Origin of the sequence: Pseudoxanthomonas spadix (assembly GCF_003703395.1) — a bacterium.
Lineage (GTDB): Bacteria > Pseudomonadota > Gammaproteobacteria > Xanthomonadales > Xanthomonadaceae > Pseudoxanthomonas_A > Pseudoxanthomonas_A spadix.
Genome location: NZ_RDQN01000001.1, coordinates 288,623 through 304,005, shown reverse-complemented (window position 1 = coordinate 304,005; position 15,383 = coordinate 288,623). Strand labels below are relative to the sequence as shown.

Annotated in this window: 14 protein-coding genes; 5 read left to right on the top strand and 9 right to left on the bottom strand. The window is 69.6% G+C overall.

Annotated features, from left to right (window positions below):
* Positions 1–78: 78 nt before the first annotated feature.
* Positions 79–1,467, bottom strand: coding sequence for an FAD-binding oxidoreductase (locus tag D9R12_RS01355; RefSeq protein ID WP_014160779.1), 1,389 nt, complete (start codon positions 1,465–1,467; stop codon positions 79–81).
* Between the two features lie 142 nt (positions 1,468–1,609).
* Here D9R12_RS01355 and serA point away from each other — a divergent pair, with 142 nt between their 5' ends.
* Positions 1,610–2,848 carry a phosphoglycerate dehydrogenase gene (serA, locus tag D9R12_RS01350; RefSeq protein WP_122227169.1) on the top strand — a complete coding sequence of 413 codons (1,239 nt, stop codon included), beginning with the start codon at positions 1,610–1,612 and terminating at the stop codon, positions 2,846–2,848.
* Between the two features lie 136 nt (positions 2,849–2,984).
* Here the strand turns inward: serA and D9R12_RS01345 are convergent, their stop codons facing one another.
* Positions 2,985–3,545: an NUDIX hydrolase gene (locus tag D9R12_RS01345; RefSeq protein WP_122227167.1), complete on the bottom strand. Its 561-nt coding sequence runs from the start codon at positions 3,543–3,545 to the stop codon at positions 2,985–2,987.
* A 165-nt stretch (positions 3,546–3,710) separates the two neighbouring features.
* Between D9R12_RS01345 and D9R12_RS01340 the strand changes: the two genes are divergently transcribed.
* The 4 genes from D9R12_RS01340 to mtnC all read left to right on the top strand — a co-directional run bounded on the left by D9R12_RS01340 (position 3,711) and on the right by mtnC (position 7,334).
* Positions 3,711–5,264: an amino acid permease gene (locus D9R12_RS01340; protein WP_122227165.1), complete on the top strand. Its 1,554-nt coding sequence runs from the start codon at positions 3,711–3,713 to the stop codon at positions 5,262–5,264.
* 74 nt (positions 5,265–5,338) lie between these two features.
* Positions 5,339–5,980, top strand: coding sequence for a methylthioribulose 1-phosphate dehydratase (locus tag D9R12_RS01335; RefSeq protein WP_122227163.1), 642 nt, complete (start codon positions 5,339–5,341; stop codon positions 5,978–5,980).
* A 92-nt stretch (positions 5,981–6,072) separates the two neighbouring features.
* Positions 6,073–6,630 (top strand): 1,2-dihydroxy-3-keto-5-methylthiopentene dioxygenase, encoded by a 558-nt coding sequence (locus tag D9R12_RS01330; protein ID WP_014160784.1) that lies wholly within the window; start codon positions 6,073–6,075, stop codon positions 6,628–6,630.
* Entirely contained in the window at positions 6,630–7,334 is a 705-nt protein-coding gene (mtnC, locus tag D9R12_RS01325; protein WP_122227161.1) for an acireductone synthase, read from the top strand. The genes D9R12_RS01330 and mtnC overlap by 1 nt, the downstream gene beginning before the upstream one ends.
* A 194-nt stretch (positions 7,335–7,528) precedes the next feature.
* Here the strand turns inward: mtnC and uraH are convergent, their stop codons facing one another.
* Genes uraH through D9R12_RS01290 form a run of 7 tightly spaced genes read right to left on the bottom strand, consistent with a single transcriptional unit; the run spans position 7,529 to position 15,171 of the window.
* The gene (uraH, locus tag D9R12_RS01320) at positions 7,529–7,864 is read right to left on the bottom strand and encodes a hydroxyisourate hydrolase (protein WP_122227159.1); all 336 of its coding nucleotides are present in this window, start codon (positions 7,862–7,864) and stop codon (positions 7,529–7,531) included.
* Positions 7,861–9,279, bottom strand: a complete 1,419-nt coding sequence (locus D9R12_RS01315; RefSeq protein WP_122227157.1) for an FAD/NAD(P)-binding protein — start codon at positions 9,277–9,279, stop codon at positions 7,861–7,863. The genes uraH and D9R12_RS01315 overlap by 4 nt, the downstream gene beginning before the upstream one ends.
* Entirely contained in the window at positions 9,276–9,656 is a 381-nt protein-coding gene (hpxZ, locus tag D9R12_RS01310) for an oxalurate catabolism protein HpxZ (protein ID WP_122227654.1), read from the bottom strand. The genes D9R12_RS01315 and hpxZ overlap by 4 nt, the downstream gene beginning before the upstream one ends.
* A gap of 14 nt (positions 9,657–9,670) precedes the next feature.
* The gene (locus D9R12_RS01305) at positions 9,671–10,864 is read right to left on the bottom strand and encodes a pyridoxal-phosphate-dependent aminotransferase family protein (protein WP_244671981.1); all 1,194 of its coding nucleotides are present in this window, start codon (positions 10,862–10,864) and stop codon (positions 9,671–9,673) included.
* Between the two features lie 37 nt (positions 10,865–10,901).
* Complete coding sequence (locus D9R12_RS01300) at positions 10,902–12,125, bottom strand: allantoate amidohydrolase (RefSeq protein ID WP_244919620.1); 1,224 nt, start codon at positions 12,123–12,125, stop codon at positions 10,902–10,904.
* 26 nt (positions 12,126–12,151) lie between these two features.
* Positions 12,152–13,738 (bottom strand): gamma-glutamyltransferase family protein, encoded by a 1,587-nt coding sequence (locus D9R12_RS01295; protein WP_014160791.1) that lies wholly within the window; start codon positions 13,736–13,738, stop codon positions 12,152–12,154.
* Positions 13,738–15,171, bottom strand: coding sequence for an AtzE family amidohydrolase (locus D9R12_RS01290; RefSeq protein WP_122227151.1), 1,434 nt, complete (start codon positions 15,169–15,171; stop codon positions 13,738–13,740). Before D9R12_RS01290 ends, D9R12_RS01295 begins: the two co-directional genes overlap by 1 nt.
* Positions 15,172–15,383 lie beyond the last annotated feature (212 nt).

Sequence of the window (15,383 nt, the reverse complement as noted above, 5' to 3'; positions counted from 1 at the left end):
TCTGGCGCAGCCCCGGCACAGCGCCGTGCCACGGCGCGGCTGGTCAGCCCGCTGCCACCGCCCCTGCGCGGCGCACGCTCAGGGGTCGAACAGCTTGCCGGGGTTGAGCAGGCCGGCCGGGTCCATCGCCTGGCGGATGCCGCGCATCAGCGCGATCTCGGCCGGGCTGCGGGTGCTGTCCAGGTAGGCCTTCTTGACCAGGCCGATGCCGTGTTCGGCCGAGATGCTGCCGCCATGGCGCTTGAGCACCTGGGCCAGCAACCTGGTGACCTGCTCGCAGTCGCGCACGAAATCGGCCTGCGCCATGCCGGCCGGTTTGAGCACGTTGATGTGCAGGTTGCCGTCGCCGATGTGGCCAAACCACACCACCTCGAAATGCGGATAGGCCTCACCGAGCAGCTGCATGGTCTGGGCCAGGAATACCGGCATCTGCGAGATCCGCACCGACACGTCGTTCTTGTACGGCACGTGCGGCGCCAGCGCCTCGGTGATGTCTTCGCGCAGGCGCCACAGCTGCCGGGCCTGGGCATCGGACTGGCTGATCACCCCGTCGCTGACCCAGCCGTGCGCCATGCAGTCCTCGAACGCGGCCATCACCGCGGCCTCCCCGGCCTCATCGCCGATCGCGAACTCGGTGACCACGTAATACGGATGGACCTCTTCGAACGGCTTGGCCGCGCCGTGCGCCAGCACATGCCTGAGCGCGATGTCGGTAAAGAACTCGAATGCCTCCAGCTGCAGGCGCTGGCGGAAGGCGGCGAACACTTCCATCAACACCTCGAAGCTCGGCAGCGCCAGCAGCATCACGTTGCTCGGCGGCGGTGGATCGGTCAGCCGCAGCGTGGCCTCGACCACGATGCCCAGGGTGCCTTCCGAGCCGATCATCAGCTGGCGCAGGTCGTAGCCGCTGGAGTTCTTGACCAGCGCGCGGTTGAGGTCGAGCAGTTCGCCACTGGCGGTGACGACCTTGAGCCCGGCAATCCACTCGCGCGTGTTGCCGTAGCGGATCACGTGGATGCCGCCGGCATTGGTGGCGATGTTGCCGCCGATCGAGCAGGAGCCGCGCGCGGCGAAGTCGACCGGATACACCAGGCCTTGCTCGCGCGCCGCCTCGTGCACGGCTTGCAGCGGCATGCCGGCCTGCACGGTGAGCGTGCGATCCACGCGGTCGAAGGACAGCGGCTTGTTCAGGCGTTCCAGGCTGAGCACCAGCTCGCCGTTGGCGGCCACCGCGCCACCGGAGAGCCCGGTGCGGCCGCCGGAGGGCACGACCTTGACGGCCTGTTCGCTGGCCCAGCGCATCACCGCCTGGACTTCCTCGACGCTGCCCGGCAGCGCAATGGCCAGCGGATTGGGCGTCCAGCGCCGGGTCCAGTCGCGGCCGTAGTGCTCCAGGTCGCCAGGGTCGGTCTTCAGGCGCAGCGCCGGCACCGCCGCATGCAGGGAATCCAGCAGGGAATGGCTCATGAAAGTTGCGCGTGAAACCGCGGCAGATCGAAGGTGTGCCAGCGTGCCAGCAGCGCAACGCCACGTCCAGCCGACCCAGCACGCCTGCGCGCCGGGCATCTGGCATAGTGGCGCCCCGCTTGGCACCCCCACTGCAACGTCCATGACGAAGAAGACCTCGTTCCCGAAGCAAGACATCCGCGTGCTGCTGCTGGAAGGCGTCAGCCAGACCGCGGTGGACACCTTCACCGCGGCCGGCTACAGCCAGATCGAATTCCACACCAAGTCGCTGCCCGAAGAGGAACTCAAGGCGCGCATCGCCGAGGCGCACATCGTCGGCATCCGCTCGCGCACCCAGCTGACCGCCGAGGTGCTCTCGCACGCGCGCCGGCTGATCGCGGTGGGCTGCTTCTGCATCGGCACCAACCAGGTGGACACCGAGGCGGCCGAGCTGGCCGGCATCCCGGTGTTCAACGCGCCCTATTCCAATACCCGCAGCGTGGCCGAACTGGTCATCGCCGAGTCGATCATGCTCATGCGCGGCATCCCGCAGAAAAACGCGCAGTGCCATCGCGGCGGCTGGTCCAAGTCGGCCGCCGGCAGCCATGAAGTGCGCGGCAAGACCCTGGGCATCATCGGCTATGGCCACATCGGCACCCAGGTCGGGGTGCTGGCCGAGTCGCTGGGCATGAAGGTGATCTTCCACGACATCGAAACCAAGCTCTCGCTGGGCAACGCCAGCCCGGCGCTGAGCCTGGAAGACCTGCTGCAGCGCGCGGACGTGATCACCCTGCACGTGCCGGAAACCGCGGCGACCAGGGACCTGTTCGGCGCCGCCCAGATTGCCGCGATGAAGAAGGGCGCGCACCTGATCAACGCCTCGCGCGGCACGGTGGTGGACATCGATGCCCTGGCCGAAGCGCTCAGGTCCGGCCATCTCGGCGGCGCGGCGGTGGACGTGTTCCCGGTCGAGCCCAAGGGCAACGGCGATGTATTCGTGTCGCCGCTGGCCGGCCTGGACCAGGTGATCCTGACCCCGCACGTGGGCGGCAGCACCCTGGAAGCGCAGGACAACATCGGCATCGAGGTCGCTGCCAAGCTGGTGCGCTACAGCGACAACGGCAGCACCCTGTCGGCGGTGAACTTCCCCGAAGTCACCCTGCCCGGCCACGAAGGCAGCCGCCGCATCCTGCACATCCACCGCAACGTGCCCGGCGTGCTGTCGCAGATCAACGACGTGTTCCGCGACCAGGGCATCAACATCGACGGCCAGTTCCTGCGCACCGATGCGCAGGTGGGTTACGTGGTGATCGACGTCACCGCCACCGAGGCGCAGACCACCGTGTTGAAGGATGCGCTGGCCGCGATCGATGGCACCTTGCGGGTGCGCACCCTGTATTGAGTCCTGCGCTTGCCCGACGGCCGCGGCGGCCGGGCAATCTCGCGATGTATCGCGACATCTCCTGCCCGTGGGAGCCGCTACAGCGGCGATGGCGCTTCACCGGTACAGCTGCATCGCCGCCATGGCCGCTCCCACGTCAATCGACAGCCGTAATCGCCTGGCGCTTGAGCCACTTGCGCGCCATGCGCCGCAGCGACCGGTCCTGCGCCCGGGCCACCTCGCCCACCGGCCGCCAGGCCAGGTCGTGCGATTCCTCGCCGACCACGTAGTCCTCGCGGTCCATGGCATGGACCACGTAGCGCACATCGAAGTGCCAGTGGCCCGGCACGTCCCCGCGTGCGGGGATCCAGTGCCGGTCCAGGTCGAAGATCGCCTGCCCGTCCACCCGCAACCCAACGATGCCCGACTCTTCCAGCGCCTCGGTCAAGGCGACCCGGGCCAGGTCCGGATCGCCGTCGGCATGGCCGCCCGGCTGCAGCCAGCGGTCCAGCTTGCGGTGGTGGGTCAGCAGGGTGCGCTGGCCGTCGGCCGAGACCAGCCAGGCCGAGCCGGTGAAATGTCCCTCCAGGCGCTCGCGCACGAAGGGATCGGCCGGGGCGTCCAACAGGTCGGCGAACGCGTCGATGACCCCGGCTTCTTGCGGACACAGGTGGCGATAGCGCTCCAGCTGCGCAGCCAGCAACGGTCGATTTCCCATCAGCTCTCCTCATGACCCAGGCCCCGCAGCGCCTGGAATTTCCATTATTGCCCGTCGGGGACCTCCGGCGCTTGTGCAGCACAAGTGTCACGGATATGGTTCATCCCCTTGGCCCCCGATCATCCCGGGACTTGCCGCCATGACAAACCAAGGGGACCTAGATTGATGAGCAGTACTCCCAAAGGCTTCTTCTCGCGTCTGCTGTTGCGCAAAAGCGTCGAGCAAGTGCAGCGGGAAACCGAAACGAGCCAGCTCAAGCGCACCCTTGGACCGTGGAACCTCGTGTTTCTGGGCATCGGATGCATCATCGGTGCCGGCATCTTCGTGCGTACCGGCAATGCCGCGGCCCTGCACGCGGGCCCGGCGGTCCTGCTGTCGTTCCTGGTGGCCGGCGCGGTCTGCGCGCTGGCCGGGCTGTGCTACGCGGAACTGTCTTCCACGCTTCCGGTTTCGGGTTCGGCCTACACCTACAGCTACACCACGATCGGCGAATTCGCCGCCTGGATCATGGGCGCGCTGCTGCTGCTGGAATACGGCCTGGCAGCCTCGGTCGTGGCGGTCGGCTGGGGCGGATATGTCGTCAGCCTGCTGGGTGACTACAACATCCACATTCCCGTGGCGTTGACCGGCCCCACCGGGCATCACGTGCAGGAGGCGGGAGTTGATGTCCTGGTCAACGGCGCACCGGTCACCTACCTGTTCAACCTGCCGGCGTTCGTGATCTGCATGTTGCTGGCCGCCCTGCTGGTCATCGGTGTGTCCGAAAGCGCCAAGGTCAACAACGTCATCGTCGCGATCAAGGTCACCGTGATCGTGGCGTTCATCGCCATCTGCGGCTGGTATGTCATCGAGCATTTCGACACGCTCAAGGCCAATTGGGAGCCCTTCATCCCGCCCGCCAGCGGCGACAAGGGGGAATTCGGCTGGGGCGGCATCCTTCGCGCGGCCTCGATCGTGTTCTTCGCCTACATCGGCTTCGAAGCGGTCTCCACCGCTGGCCAGGAGGCCAAGAATCCCAAGCGCGACATGCCCATCGGCATCATCGGCTCGCTGGTCGCCTGCACGGCCATCTACATCCTCGTGTCGATCGTGATGACCCTGATCGTCAACTACAAGACCCTCAACGTGCCCGATCCGGTGGCCGTCGCGGTCGATGCCCTTGGCCCGCAGTGGAGCTGGTTCGCCAAACTGGTCAAGGCCGGCGCGATCATCGGCCTGACCTCAGTGGTGCTGGTGCTGATGTACGGGCAGACCCGCATTTTCTACACCATGGCGCGCGACGGACTGCTCCCGCGCGTATTCGCAACGGTCCACAGCAAGTTCAAGACACCGTGGATCAACACGGTGCTGGTCGGGCTGATCACCGGGGTCGCCGCCGCCTTCTTCGACATCAACACCCTGGGCGACATGACCTCGGTCGGTACCCTGGCCGCGTTCGGCATCGTCTGCCTGTCTGTGATCTGGCTGCGACGCACCCATCCGGAGATCCCCCGTGGGTTCAAGGTTCCGCTTTATCCGGTCCTGCCGCTGCTGGGAATCGTGTCCTGCTTCGCCCTGATCTTCACGGTCGAAACCCGCGTGCTGGTGTTCTTCGGCTGGTACACCATCGCCGCGATCGTGCTCTACTTCGTTTACGGCATGCACAATTCCCGCCTCTACAAGGGCCAGGAGCCGTTGGAGGGCCCGGACCTGCCGGAATTCAAGGAAGACGCACCATAGGGACATGCCACCCGGCATCGACACGAAACGGCGCGCTCACCCGCGCCGTTTCTGTATCCGGGTAAAATCGAGCCATGAACGCCCTGCCCTACGATGCCGCGCGCCTGGCTGTGCTGGCCGAGGAGATCACCACCAACGTGGCCGAACTGGCCGCCCTTGGCTGGACCCCGGCCACCAGCAGCAACTTTTCCCGACGCCTGGACGATGCCCATGTGGCAATCACCGTCTCCGGCGCGGACAAGGGCCGCATGGGCCGCGAGCACATCATGGTGGTGGATCTGGAAGGGGCGCCGGTGGCCAGCGACCAGCGCCCCTCGGCCGAGACCCTGCTGCACACCCGGCTGTACCAGCGCCTGCCGCAGGTCGGCTGCGTGCTGCACACCCATTCGCCGGTGCAGACCATCGCCTCACGCCTGTACGCCGGCGCCGGCCAGGTCCGCCTGGAAGGCTACGAGCTGCTCAAGGCCTTCCACGGCAACAGCACCCACGAGGCGGCAGTGGATGTGCCGGTGTTCCCCAACACCCAGAACATGAAGGTGCTGGCCGCCCAGGTCGATGCGCTGCTGGACCAGCAACCCCTGTGGGGCTACCTGATCGATGGCCACGGCCTGTATGCGTGGGGCCGGGACATGGCCCAGGCCCGCCGCCACCTGGAAGCCTTCGAGTTCCTGCTCCACTGCGAGCTGGAACTGCGCAAGCTCGGCTGTCGCAGCTGAGGTCCGGCCGCAGCGTTGCACCGTGGCAACGCCGGCGGCCGGTTGCACTTGCTACCCTCTGCACCGGTTTTCGCCTTCGCCAGGAACCTGCCATGAGCCGTCTTCGCATCTTCGACCACGCCGACCCGGCCACGCCGCTGCTGGCCAGCAACGACCCGGACCTGATCGCCGCCGAACTGAAGAAAATCGGGGTGCTGTTCGAGCGCTGGCAGGCCTCCAAGGAAGTCGCTCCCGGCGCCACGCCCGAGGAAGTGATGGAGGCCTACCGCGCCGACATCGACCGCCTGGTGAACGCGCGCGGCTTCAAGTCGGTGGACGTGATGAGCATCGCCCCGGACAACCCCAAGCGCGCCGAGCTGCGGACCAAGTTCCTGGACGAGCACTACCACAAGGAGGACGAAGTGCGCTTCTTCGTCGCCGGCTCGGGCCTGTTCACCCTGCACGTGGACGACAAGGTCTACGAGATCGAGTGCGTGCGCAACGACCTGATCGCGGTGCCCGACGGCACCAGGCACTGGTTCGACATGGGCCCCGAGCCCAGCTTCGTGGCGATCCGCTTCTTCACCGAGCCCGATGGCTGGGTCGGGCATTTCACCGGCGAGAGCATTGCCGCGCGCTTCCCGCGCTACACCCCGGGCCAGCCGGGCTGATGGGCACCGTCGTCCTGGCGATCCTCACCGACATCGAGGGCACCACCAGCAGCATTTCCTTCGTCAAGGACGTGCTGTTTCCCTACGCCCGGCGCGCGCTGCCGGCATTCGTCGCCGCGCACGGCGGCCAGCCGCAGGTGCGCGCGCTGCTGGATGCGGTCGCGGCCGAAACCGGGGCGGCCGACGACCAGGCGATCGTGGCGGCGCTGCAGGACTGGATCGACCAGGACCGCAAGCACACCGCGCTCAAGGCATTGCAGGGCCTGATCTGGGAAGCGGGCTACCGCGAGGGCGAGTTCACCGCGCACATGTATCCCGACGCGGTCCAGGCGCTGCAGCGCTGGTACGCCGAAGGCCTGGCGCTGTACGTGTACTCCTCCGGCTCGGTGGCCGCGCAGAAGCTGCTGTTCGGCCACTGCGAGGCTGGCGACCTGACCCCGCTGTTTTCCGGCTGGTTCGATACCGAAGTGGGCGGCAAGCGCGAGCGCGCCAGCTATGCACGGATCGTCGAGCGGATCGGCGTGGCGGCGGGCGAGATCCTGTTCCTGTCCGACGTGGTGGCCGAGCTGGACGCCGCGCGCCAGGCCGGGCTGCAGACCGTGCTGGTGGATCGGGTCGAGGACTACCCGCAGCCGCGCAGCGCGCAGGAAACCAACGGCCATCGGCGGGTGACCAGCTTCGACCAGATCGTGCCGGCCGCCTGAGAGGCTGAGAAAAAATCGCCCGCCTACTGCGACCGTCGCCAAACGCCCGTGCCGGCGGCGCGCTGCGGGCAAATCCGGGTCATTTGGCTCACCAAACTCCCCGGATTTGCCCCCAACGCACCTTGTCACGAACGCTTGGCGGCGCTCTCGCTACGGCGGTCGAATTTTTCTCAGCCTCTGAACCTGCGCGAGCCTCAGCTGCCGCGATAGGTCGAATAGCCGAACGGCGACACCAGCAAGGGCACGTGGTAATGGCCCTGGGCGGTGAGCCCGAACTCCAGCGGGATCTGGTCCAGGAACGGCGGCTCGGGCAGTTCCACGCCGGTTGCGCGGAAATAGTCGGCCATCGCGAACACCAGCCGGTAGCGGCCTGCCTGCAGGGCCAGGGTCTTCAGCCCCGGACAGCGCCCGTCGGCATCGGTCTGCCCCTGCCACAGGACGGTGCCGGCCGCATCACACAGGCGCACCGCCACGCCCGCGGCCGGGCGGCCGTGGCTGGTGTCGAGCACGTGGGTGGAAAGCGTGGTCATGCCGCCGACTCCTGCAGCGGCCACTGGCCGGTGAATTCTTCTTCGTCGAAGGCCAGAAAATCATCCAGCACCGCCTGGCGGTCATCGACGAACAGCTGGTTGGCCACCGCCTGGGCCAGGCGCGGCAGCGCGTATTTGAGGCCGGACAACGCCGCGGCCGACAGCCCCAGGTTGATCAGGGCCGAGTAGTTGAAGGCAAACAGCCCGTGCAGCGCGGCGGCATCTGCCGGCGTGCGCGGCTGCAGTTCGAAGCCCGGGCCCAGGTAGGGATGCGCGTCCAGCAGCGGGTTGGCGATCTCCGCCGGTGCGCTGTAGCGGTCGCGCCAGCGGGCGATGGCCGGCGCGATGGCGGCCAGCTCCGGGCGCAGGTCCGGATCGGTCACAAGGCCGGTGGCGATGGCCAGGAAGTCGAACTCATGCTCGCCCTGCGGCGTGGTCACCACCGCGCGGCCATCGCGCTGCCCCAGGTCCAGCCACGGCGCGCCCAGGTGCAGGTGAAAGCCGGGCATGGCCGCGGCGCGGGCGAAGGTGTCGTTGGTCGGCGGTTGGTTGCGGGCGAAGAAACTCGCCATCAGCGCGTACTTGTCCGCGTCGGGCAGCGCGGCAAAGCGCGCGATGATCCCGGCCTGCTCCATGTGCCGGATCGGGTTGACCCGCGGCAGCTGTGCACGGCGCACGAACACATGCGCCTGGGCCACCCCGCGCTGCAGCGCGTACTGGGCGTTGTCGAACGCGGAGGCACCGGCGCCGAGGATGCCGATGCGCTTGCCGGCCAGGGCGTCGTAGTCCAGCGGCCCGGAGGTGTGCGCGTACAGCGATGGCGGCAGCCGCTCGGCGACCAGCTTCGGCACCACCCATTGGCCGCCGCCCTGGATGCCGGTGGCCAGGACCACCTTGCGCGCCAGCAGCGTCTGGCCGTCCTGCAGGTGCAGGCGGTGCAGGCCAATCTCGGGCAGCGGTTCGAGCCGTTCCAGGCTGGTGTCGTTGCGCACCGGCAGGGCCAGCACGCGCCGGTACCAGCACAGGTAGGCCATCCAGTCCTGGCGCGGGATCTTGTCCAGCGCCTGCCAGCCCTGCACGCCGTGCTGGGCTTCCCACCAGGCGCGGAAGGTCAGCGATGGCAGCCCCAGATCGATCGAGGTCAGGTGCTTGGGCGTGCGCAGGGTGAGCATGCGCGCGTAGCTGAGCCACGGGCCTTCGCGCCCTTGCGGGTTCTCGTCGATCACCAGCAGGTTGGACACCCGCTCGCGCATCAGGGCGAAGGCCGCGCCGAGCCCGCTCTGGCCGCCGCCGACGATCACCACATCAAAGACGTGACCGTCGCCGTGCGTGCGCGGCCGGGTCCAGTCCGGCCTGCCATGGTCCAGGCAGGCCAGGTCGTGGGCCAGCCGCGCCTGCAGATCGGCCAGGCTCATGCGTGGCGGCCCTCCAGCGAGATGTGCGCGGCAACCACCTTCCAGCCATCGGCAAAGCGCACCCAGCTCTGGCTCTGGCGGCCGCGGCCGGTGCTGCCTTCGCGGAAGAATTCGGCGTTGGCGGTGGCGAAATCGCGTCCGAAGGTGGCGATCTCCACCCGCGCCAGGGTGCGCTGCGGCGAGCCACCACGGCCGATGCGGAACGCGCGGATCGCCTCGATCCCGTACAGCACCTCGCCCACGCCGTAGCGCACGGTGCTCGGCGCGGCATGGAACAGCGCATCCAGCGCGGCGAGATCATCGGCCATCAGCGCCCGTTCGTAGGCGTCGAACGCCGCGCGCACCTGGGCCACCACCGCCGGGTCGTTGAGCGCCATGCCCTGGCCTGCGCTCATGCGGACAGTTCCGCGTTCCATGCCGCCAGCGCCGCTTCCACCGCCACGCCGGCCGGCGCAGCGAAGCCTTCGGCGCGCAGGACCGTTTCCAGCGCGCCCAGGGTGATCAGGACCTTGTGCTTGGCCGCGTTGTAGCCCATCGCGCCAATCCGCCAGAGCCGGCCCTGCAGCGGGCCGAACGCGCTGCCGATCTCGATCTGGAAATCCTCGCGCATGCGCCGGCGCACCGCTTCGCCATCGACGCCGGGCGGGATCACGAGGCCGGTGACGTTGCTCATGCGATGGCGATCCTCGCCGAACACCTCCAGCCCCAGCGCACGCGCGCCGGCGGTGACCGCGCGGCCAGCGGCGCGATGGCGCGCACAGCGGTTTTCCAGGCCTTCCTGCAACACGATGCGCGCGCATTCGCGGGCGCCGTAGAGCATCGTGGTGGCCTCGGTGTGGTGGTTCAGGCGCTTGTCCGACCAGTAGTCCATGACCATGGCCAGGTCGAAATAGTTGGAGCCGATGCGCGGGCCTTCACCATCGTCCAGGTCATCGCGCACGATGCCGCGCTCCACGTGCCGGCGCGCGAAGATGCGTTCGGCCGCCGCCTCGGACAGGGTGATCGGCGCCGAACCGGACGGCCCGCCCAGGCATTTCTGCAGGCCGCCGCTGACCACGTCCACGGCCCAGCGGTCGGCGGCCAGTTCCATGCCGCCGATGGTCGCGGTGGCGTCCACGTAGGACAGCGCGCCGTACTTTCGGCACAGCGCGCCGAAGCCTTCCAGCGGCTGGGCCATGGTGGTGGAGGTGTCGCCGTGGATGGTGGCCACCAGCGAGGGCCGCACGCGCTTGAGGGCGTCCTCGATGGCATCCAGTTCGACGACCTGGCCCCAGGGCGCGCTGACGGTTTCGATCCTGGCCCCGATCCGCGCCAGGATCTCGCCCAGCAGCAGGCCGAAGCGGCCGAAGTCCACCACCAGCACCGTCTGTCCCGGCGCCACCAGCGACACCAGCGCCGCCTCGATCCCGGCCCGGGCGGTGCCATCGACCAGGAAGGTCCAGGTGTTGCGTGTGCCGAAGATCGGCCGATACAGCGCCATGACCTCGTTCATGTACGCGGTCATCTCCGGATCGAACTGGCCCAGCAGGTCGGCGGACATGGCGCGCAGCACGCGCGGATGGGCATTGACCGGGCCCGGGCCCATCAGCAGGCGCTGCGGCGGATCGATCTCGGCAAAGACTTCAGGTGCCACGGGTTGCTCCCAATCGTTCGATGAAATCCAGCATCGCCGCCACGGCCACGCCGGCGTCGGCCGCGTGCGCGCGCTCGGCCGGGTTGTGCGAGATGCCGCCGTCGCAGCGGACGAACAGCATGGCGGTCGGGCACAGCGCACGCATCACCATCGCATCGTGCCCGGCCCCGGACACCAGCCGGTACGGGGCGATGTCCTGCGCGGCCACGGCCTGTTCCAGCAGCGCGATGAAGTGCACATCGCACGGGCTTGCGGCCAGGTCCTGCACCTGGATGGCCTGGACCTGCACCCCGCGCGCGGCGGCGATGGCCTGGAACCGGCCCAGGATCTGCGCCGCCCCGGCATCGCGGGTGGCGTCGTCGCCGGCGCGCACGTCCAGCGAGAACGGCACCTGCCCGGGCACGACATTGGTCGCGCCGGGCAGCACCTGCAGCCGGCCGACGGTGGCGACCAGGTCGCTGTCGTCTGCACGCGCGATGGCTTCGACCGCCAGCACGCATTCGGCCGCCGCCGCCAGCGCATCGGCGCGCAGCGGCATCGGCGAGGTGCCGGCATGGCCGGCGCGTCCGGTCACGGTGACCTCAAAGCGCAGCTGCGCGGCGATGCCGGTGACCACGCCCAGCGCCAGGCCCTCGGCTTCCAGCACCGGGCCCTGTTCGATATGGGCTTCGAGATAGCCGATGACCTGTTCGGGCCTGCGCGCAGCCTCGGTGATCCGGGCCGGGTCGAGCTGCCAGCCACGCAAGGCCTCGGCCACCGACACGCCGGCCGCATCGACGATCCCGTCCAGCGCATCGGCCGACAGCGTGCCGGCCACCGCGCGACTGGTGAACATCGAAGCGGGAAAGCGCGAGCCCTCCTCGTCGCCGAAGGCGATCACCTCGATGGCAAACGGCAGCCGCGCCCCGGACGCCTGCAGCGCGGCCACGCATTCGATGCCCAGCATGATCCCGAGCGGGCCGTCGTAGCGGCCGGCGTCGCGCACGCTGTCCAGGTGGCTGCCGATCAGCAGCGCCGGGGCGTGCGGCATGTTGCCCTGGTAACGACCGACCAGGTTGCTGGCCGCATCGATGCGCGTGGCCATGCCGGCCTGGCCCATCCACTGGGCCACCTTGTCCTGCGCGGCCCGATGGGCGGGCGTGAGCCAGGCGCGATACAGGCCGGTCTGCGAGTCGCTGTACGGCGCCACGCCCAGCGCATCGCAGCGGGCGATGGCGCGTTGCCCTGCGGCCTGCAGATCTACCATCCGGCCACCACCCCGTCGCTGCGTGGATCGCTGGCGCCGCTGAGGGTGCCATCGGCTTCGCGCACCAGGGCGCCGGCGTGGCCCATCACCGAGGTATGGGCCGGCAGCAGTTCGACCACATGGCCGGCAGCGCGCAGCGCCTGGATGAGCTCGGGCGCGAAGCGGTCCTCCAGCTTCAGCGAGGTGCTGTCCTCGCCCCAGGTGCGGCCCAGCAGCCAGCGCGGCGCGCTCACCGCCTGCTGCAGCGGCATGCCGAAGCGCGCATAGCGGCTGAAGATCGCCGCCTGGGTCTGCGGCTGGCCTTCGCCGCCCATGGTGCCGTAGCTCATCACCCGGCCATCGTCGAACACCGCCAGCGCCGGGTTGAGCGTGTGGAACGGCTTGCGCCCAGGCTTGAGCGCATTCCAGCCATCGGCGGCCAGGCCGAAGCTGCAGCCGCGGTTCTGCCAGGTGATCCCGGTCGCCGGCAGCACCAGCCCGGAGCCGAATTCGAAATACGTGGACTGGATGCAGCTCACCGCCTGGCCGCGCCCATCGATCGCGCCGAACCAGGTGGTGTCGCCGGCCTGCGCGGGCTGGGGCCACGGCAGGGCGCGGGCCGGGTCGATGCGCGCGGCCAGGCCGTCCAGGGCGGCGGCATCGTCCAGCAGCGCCTGCGGATCGAGCGACATCCAGGCCGGGTCGCCGACATGCGCATCGCGGATCAGGAACGCCTGCTTGGTCGCCTCGACCAGGCCATGCACGTGCGCGAAGCCCTCACCCTGCTGCACCTGCAGGCGCTCGAACAGCGCCAGGATCAGCAGCGAGGCCAGGCCCTGGGTCGGCGGCGCGTGGTTGTACAGCGTGGCCTGCTCCAGGCGCACGTGCAGCGGGGTGCTGGCCTGCGCGCGGTGGGCCTGCAGGTCGGCCAGCGCCAGCGGACTGCCCAGCGCGGCCAGGTCGGCGGCGATGGTCCGGGCCAGCGCGCCGCGGTAGAAATCGTCCAGGCCGGCGCGGGCCAGCTGCGCCAGCGTGTCGGCCAGCCGCGGCTGGCGCAGCAGCTCGCCCTCGCGCAGCGCACGGCCATCCGGTTCGAACGTGGCCGCGTAGGCACCGGGCTGCGCGCGCAGCTCGGCGCCCTTGGCCGCGGCGACCTGGGCGCCGCCAGCGGTCACCGGCACCCCGGCGCGGGCGTGCGCGATCGCCTCCTCCAGCAGCCGCGCCAGCGGCAGGCGGTTGCCTTCGCCGGCCAGCGCCAGCGCCAGCGCCCAGCCGGAGACCGTACCGGCCACCGTGTTGGCCGCGCCCGGACCGCGCCAGGGGATCCGGGTCTGGCCCGCGTAGAAGGCCAGCGTCGCCGCCTGGGCGCTGCGCCCGCAGGCATCGATGGCATGCACCCGGCCGTCGGCTTCGCGCACCAGCCAGAAGCCGTCGCCACCGATCCCGGTCATGTGCGGATACACCACCGCCAGGGTCGCGGCCATGGCCACGCAGGCTTCGACCGCGCTGCCGCCCTCGCGCAGCACATCGCGCCCGGCGTGCGCTGCCAGGTGGTGCGGGGCCACCGTCATGCCGCGGCGCGCGCGCAAGGTGTGCAGCATCAGGCCTGGCCCTCGACCGGCGGTGCGCTGACCCCGGTCAGGCCGATGGCCTCCAGCTGCCGGGCCAGCGCAAACAGGCGATCCTCGCGCCCCGGCGCAGCCACCAGCTGCACGCCCAGCGGCAGCCGTCCCGGGCGATGCAGCGGCACCGCCAGCACCGGGCAGCCGGCCAGGCCCAGCGGCTGGGTGAACATGCCCAGGTTGGCGCGCGCGGAGACCTGCTGGCCATCGACCTCGATGCTCGCCTGGTCGATGCGCGGGGCCACGCACGGCACCGCCGGTGCGATCAGCACATCCAAGTGCTGCCACAGCCGCGCCATCGCCTGGCCGAACCATTCGGCGAAGCGCTGCACCTGCAGCCAGTGTTCGGCCGGCTGCAACAGCCCGGCCAGCAGGCGGTCGCGCACCGCGGGATCGAAGCCATCGGGGTTGGTGCGCAGCGCCTGGCGGTGCAAGAAACCACCTTCCATCGCGGTCATCACGAACGCGGCCCGGCGCGACTGCTCGGCCTGCGGCAGCTCCACCGGGCCGGAAATCTCCAGCGCGGCGCTGATGCCATCCAGCCCGGCGCGCAGGTCCGGATCGAGATTGCGCGCGAACCAGCCGCCCAGGCGCGCGATCCGCAGGCCGGCCACATCGATCTTCGCCAGGGCGGTGTCCGCCATCACTTCATGCACGGTCTGCAGCAGGTCCAGCGACCGCGCAAACGGGCCGGCCACATCCAGGGCCTGGACGAACGGAAACACCCCTTGCAGCGGCACCTGCCCATGCGTGCTGCGCAGGCCATAGATCCCGCACAGCGCCGCCGGCACGCGGATCGAACCGTTGGTGTCCGAGCCCAGCGCGAACGGCACCAGGCCTGCGGCGACCGCCGCCGCCGAGCCGCCCGACGAGCCGCCGGCCAGGCGCGCCGGATCGTGCGGGTTGCGGGTGGTGCCGAAGTGCGCGTTGACCGTGGCAAAGCCGTAGGCGAATTCGTCCATGTTGGTCGTGCCCACCAGCACCGCGCCGGCGGCCTTGAGCCGGCGCACCACTTCGGCATCGCGCGCGGCAGGGGCAGCGTCCACGCGCATGGCCGCGCCGGCCGTGGTCGGCAGGCCCTGCACGTCGAACAGATCCTTGACCGCGAACGGCACCCCGGCCAGCGCGCCTTCGGCCGGCGTGCGAACACCCTGCCCGCTGGGGTCCACCGCGAAGATGCGGGTGAAGGCCATCAGCGCGGGATTGCGCGCGTGCAGCTGCTCGATCAGCGCCGCGTGCTCGCCGCCGACCGTATTGGCGGGCGTGGCGGCGTCGGTTTCATGGGTCGAGGGCAGCTCGGGCGCGAAACCTGCCAGCGCGCTGGTGTATTCGGCCAGCAGCGCCAGGTTCTGGACCACGCCCGGACGGTGGCGCGGATCGAGGTCGGCGGCGGTGGCTGATGCAAGGCTCATGCGAAAACAAGATCCGGTCGGGTCAGTGCAGGCTTGGTCCCTGCCCTGCGCAGCAGGACAGGGCCGGGGAAGCGCATTCTCGCCCCCTCCCCTGTGCAGCAGAGGAGGGCTGAAGAGCATTCTGGCCCCTCCCCTGCACGGGAAGGGCTGGGGAGCATTCTGGCCCCCTCCCCTGCACGGGAAGGGCTGGGGAACATTCTGGCCCCCTCCCC